This is a genomic window from uncultured Chryseobacterium sp., assembly GCF_913776365.1.
Lineage (GTDB): Bacteria > Bacteroidota > Bacteroidia > Flavobacteriales > Weeksellaceae > Chryseobacterium.
Genome location: NZ_CAJYMO010000327.1, coordinates 1 through 3,556, shown reverse-complemented (window position 1 = coordinate 3,556; position 3,556 = coordinate 1). Strand labels below are relative to the sequence as shown.

General features: G+C 42.0%; 5 protein-coding genes. 1 reads left to right on the top strand and 4 read right to left on the bottom strand.

Annotated elements, in window-relative coordinates; all coding sequences use genetic code 11:
- Window positions 1-111: 111 nt before the first annotated feature.
- The 4 genes from QZ735_RS17830 to porQ all read right to left on the bottom strand — a co-directional run bounded on the left by QZ735_RS17830 (window position 112) and on the right by porQ (window position 2,701).
- Window positions 112-420, bottom strand: a complete 309-nt coding sequence (locus tag QZ735_RS17830; RefSeq protein WP_294251397.1) for a phage holin family protein — start codon at window positions 418-420, stop codon at window positions 112-114.
- 80 nt (window positions 421-500) lie between these two features.
- Window positions 501-845 (bottom strand): YtxH domain-containing protein, encoded by a 345-nt coding sequence (locus QZ735_RS17825; protein ID WP_294251395.1) that lies wholly within the window; start codon window positions 843-845, stop codon window positions 501-503.
- A 95-nt stretch (window positions 846-940) separates the two neighbouring features.
- Window positions 941-1,615 carry a (d)CMP kinase gene (gene cmk, locus QZ735_RS17820; RefSeq protein WP_294251392.1) on the bottom strand — a complete coding sequence of 225 codons (675 nt, stop codon included), beginning with the start codon at window positions 1,613-1,615 and terminating at the stop codon, window positions 941-943.
- Between the two features lie 93 nt (window positions 1,616-1,708).
- Window positions 1,709-2,701, bottom strand: coding sequence for a type IX secretion system protein PorQ (gene porQ, locus QZ735_RS17815; protein WP_294251390.1), 993 nt, complete (start codon window positions 2,699-2,701; stop codon window positions 1,709-1,711).
- 343 nt (window positions 2,702-3,044) lie between these two features.
- On the opposite strand from porQ, the gene pyrH reads away from it, so the two are divergent.
- On the top strand, window positions 3,045-3,556 hold a 512-nt coding region (gene pyrH, locus QZ735_RS17810), incomplete at its 3' end, for a UMP kinase (RefSeq protein ID WP_294251388.1).

The following is a 3,556-nucleotide window of genomic DNA, read 5'->3' as shown; positions in this document are numbered from 1 at the left end:
TTCTTTGGTATTTTTAAAGGTAAGAAGCTCTTCCATACCCTCAATTTCCTGTTTCAGCAGTTTTTTCTTTCTTCTCAGTTCATCTAAGCTTTCGTATTTTCTGCCCATTGTTTAATGATTTAAAAATTTAATAACCTGGTCTGCTACGAAATTAACAACCCGCTTCTTGCAGATCATAATGATAATCATGATCAGAAGATAAAAGCCGGAGACGATCAGGAATCCGTAAGAATGATTCCCCAGTGCTTCACCAATCAAAAAGGCAATCCCGAAATTGAACAGAATAATAAAAAAACTGAAAGCCACCACCATTAATACAAAATAGGTGATTACTCCGGCTGACAGGGACGATTTTTCCGTAGCCTCAATTTTCAGGAGATCAATCCTTTTGGATACATATTCTTTGACAGTTTCAATCATTGTTTTTCTTTAAAGTTATAAAAAAAGGAACTTTCTTTCATAAAGTTCCTTTTCATAATTTACCTAAAAAAATAAATCATTTATTTTAGATCATTCAGTTCAGACTCTACATTCTTAACTACATCTGCAGTTTTTGAAACGATCTGATCTTTGTATTTGTCATAGCCGTCTTTTACGGTATGGGCTACATTATTTGCTGTTTCTTTGAAAGTGGAAGAAATATTTCCGTATTGGTCTTTTACTTTTTCAGAAACTTCTCCGTACTTGTTTTTAGCCTGATCTTTAATATCGTTGGCTTTGGTTTTGATTTTCTTTCTGGTTTCCTTTCCTTCTTCCGGAGCATAAAGCATTCCTAAAATTACACCTGCTGCGGCACCTGCCAGTAAACCTGCCAGAACGCCGGCCGTATTGTTTTTCTTAGACATTTTCGTTTTTTTTAATAGTTAATAAATACTAGCTTTTACTTGCTAGGAAGTCTGCAATTAATATACCAAAAAGGGCTTTGCTATGGCAAAAAATCCTAAATCTTATGCAGGTGAGATAAAATGAGGTCGATGGTCTGCTGCCTGGAAAGATCGGTATTATCAATCACTACAGCATCATCCGCCTGTTTCAGCGGAGCAATTTCACGTTCACTGTCAATCTTGTCCCGGGCCAGAAGGTTTTCGCGTACTTCTTTTTCATCGGCGTCGATGCCTAAACTGATCAGTTCCTGATACCGCCGCCTCGTCCTTTCCTCAATACTGGCCGTCATGAAAAATTTATAGTCGGCATTTGGCAGCACTACGGTCCCGATGTCGCGCCCGTCCATAATGATTCCTCCCTTTTCTGCTAGGGAACGCTGGGACTGCAACAGGAAATCCCGGACTTCTTTCTGCTTGGCAATAAAGCTGACATTTGAAGAGACTTCGTTGGTCCTTATGGCCTTCGATATGTCAATACGGTTTAAGAAGAGAATCAGTTCTCCGCTATCATTTTTAAATTCCAGTTCAATCCGGTCAAAAGAACCGAAGAGGGTCTGAAGGTCTATGGTTCCGTCCGCACGAGTACAATTCTGCAGGGCAAACCAGGTAACCCCTCTGTACAGTGCACCGGTATCCAGATGAATAAGGCCCAGTTGTTCAGCAATAATTTTGGAGATCGAACTTTTCCCGGTGGAAGAATAGCCGTCGATCGCAATGACAGGTTTTTTCATAACACAAATTTCTAGATTTTTTCTTACAAAACAAGAAACCCTAAGAATTTTTCTTAAGGTTCCGTTTATTTTTATGATGTGTATTTTGTTCTGCTATTCTCCCGCCCGGCTGTTGAGATCCACTGAAATGCCGATCTGGTTGACGTTGGAAGAGTTGTGGTATCGTACATGGGCATAGTCTACACGGAATCTGGAAAGCCTGATCCCGAATCCGGCAGAAATTCCGGAGAAATTCCTCTGTTCTGCCACAGCAAGCTCATTTCCCCTTTTTACATTATATCCGAGCCTGATGTTGAAACCTTTTTCCGGAAAAAGCTCGGCGCCCACCGAAAAGTGGTCGGCAATCTTCCTTCCTATATTGATTTCCTGGCCGTTCACATTATACGGAGAGGATATATTGAATTCCTGCAGATCATGTACGGTGAGGGTAACTGCCAGTGGAATAGCGGTCAGGGTCCTGGTGTAGCCAAGGTCGATTCTGAAAGGCAGGTTTTCGCGGGTCCCGTTGAATGATTTGAGCTGGAAGCCGAAGTTTCTCAGTACCAGAGATGCTGTTTCCTTGCTCTTCCTGTTGTGATAGGTAATTCCTGCATTCCCGGCTACTGCTGAAGAGGTGTAGTTGTCTATTTTGGAAGTGATGAAATTCAGTCCTCCGCCGATGGTCCAGTCTTCTTCGAACTGGTAGGCATATCCGGCACCCACGGAGACATCGGATGCATTAAAGGTTCCGTTTTCAAAACCGCTGTCGTCTGTTCTCGGGATATCGCCATAGCTCATATAACGGGCATTAATGGTGGCCATATGGCCGTTTTCGAAATCTTTGGCATAAGCAATGGTTCCGTATTTGGAGTCTGCAAGATAAGCCGTGGCATTTACGGAAAGCTGGTTATGGGAATCTTTGTTCAGTAGAGACGGGTTTGCAATAGCAAATGATACATCACGATCTCTGATGGAAATGGCATCGCCTCCCAGTGCAGCCTGTCTGGCAGAAACGGGAAGATTTAAAAACGGGAAAACATTCGTTCCTGTTTGTGCAAAAGAAACAATTCCTGACAGAAATAATGAAAAAATGACAATTTTCTTCAATTCAGTTTATTAGTATTGCAAAAATAATTCTTTTTCGTACGCAGCAAAATATTTCGCTTATTATTTGTCTGTAAATTTTAAGTTTTCCGTAAAAAGATTAGAACTGGAGCGATTGTCATCTTCACGTATCGGCATTAAAAAACGATCACTAATCGTTTGCTATGATGTACAGTCCGGAAATTCTGCTCCTGCTGACCGTGGGTAACCGCTTATGGAAAGCCCGATCCGGGGCAAAAAACTATTCAAATATATGCAATTCATATATATAAAATAATATTAATGATTATATTTGCACAGTCAAAATTCAAGGCAATTTGGCAGCTAAAAGTTATTACAATTAAAAATGAAATATAAAAGAATCCTTCTTAAACTGAGTGGTGAAGCCCTGATGGGTGACCGACAATACGGTATTGATAATGAGAGGCTGCAGGAGTATGCGGTGGAGATCAGGAATGCAGTTAACAAAGGCTGCGAAGTCGCTATTGTCATCGGAGGAGGAAATATTTTCCGCGGTGTTGCCGGTGCAGCCAAAGGGATGGACAGGGTGCAGGGTGATTATATGGGAATGCTGGCTACCGTTATTAACGGTATGGCATTGCAGGGAGCACTGGAAGATGCAGGCATCAAAACCAGGCTGCAGTCTGCCATTGAAATGGATAAAGTGGCGGAACCTTTCATCAAGAGAAGAGCGGTAAGGCATCTGGAAAAAGGCAGGGTTGTGATCTTCGGGGCAGGAACCGGGAATCCGTACTTTACCACCGATACGGCTGCTACCTTACGGGCCATTGAAATCGATGCCGATGTAATCCTGAAAGGGACAAGGGTAGACGGAATCTACGACAGCGATCCTGAAAA

Excerpts from the sequence above, each read along its gene's own strand:
- QZ735_RS17830 (WP_294251397.1), bottom strand. The coding sequence starts at position 420 with ATGATTGAAACTGTCAAAGAATATGTATCCAAAAGGATTGATCTCCTG.
- QZ735_RS17825 (WP_294251395.1), bottom strand. The coding sequence starts at position 845 with ATGTCTAAGAAAAACAATACGGCCGGCGTTCTGGCAGGTTTACTGGCA.
- cmk (WP_294251392.1), bottom strand. The coding sequence starts at position 1,615 with ATGAAAAAACCTGTCATTGCGATCGACGGCTATTCTTCCACCGGGAAA.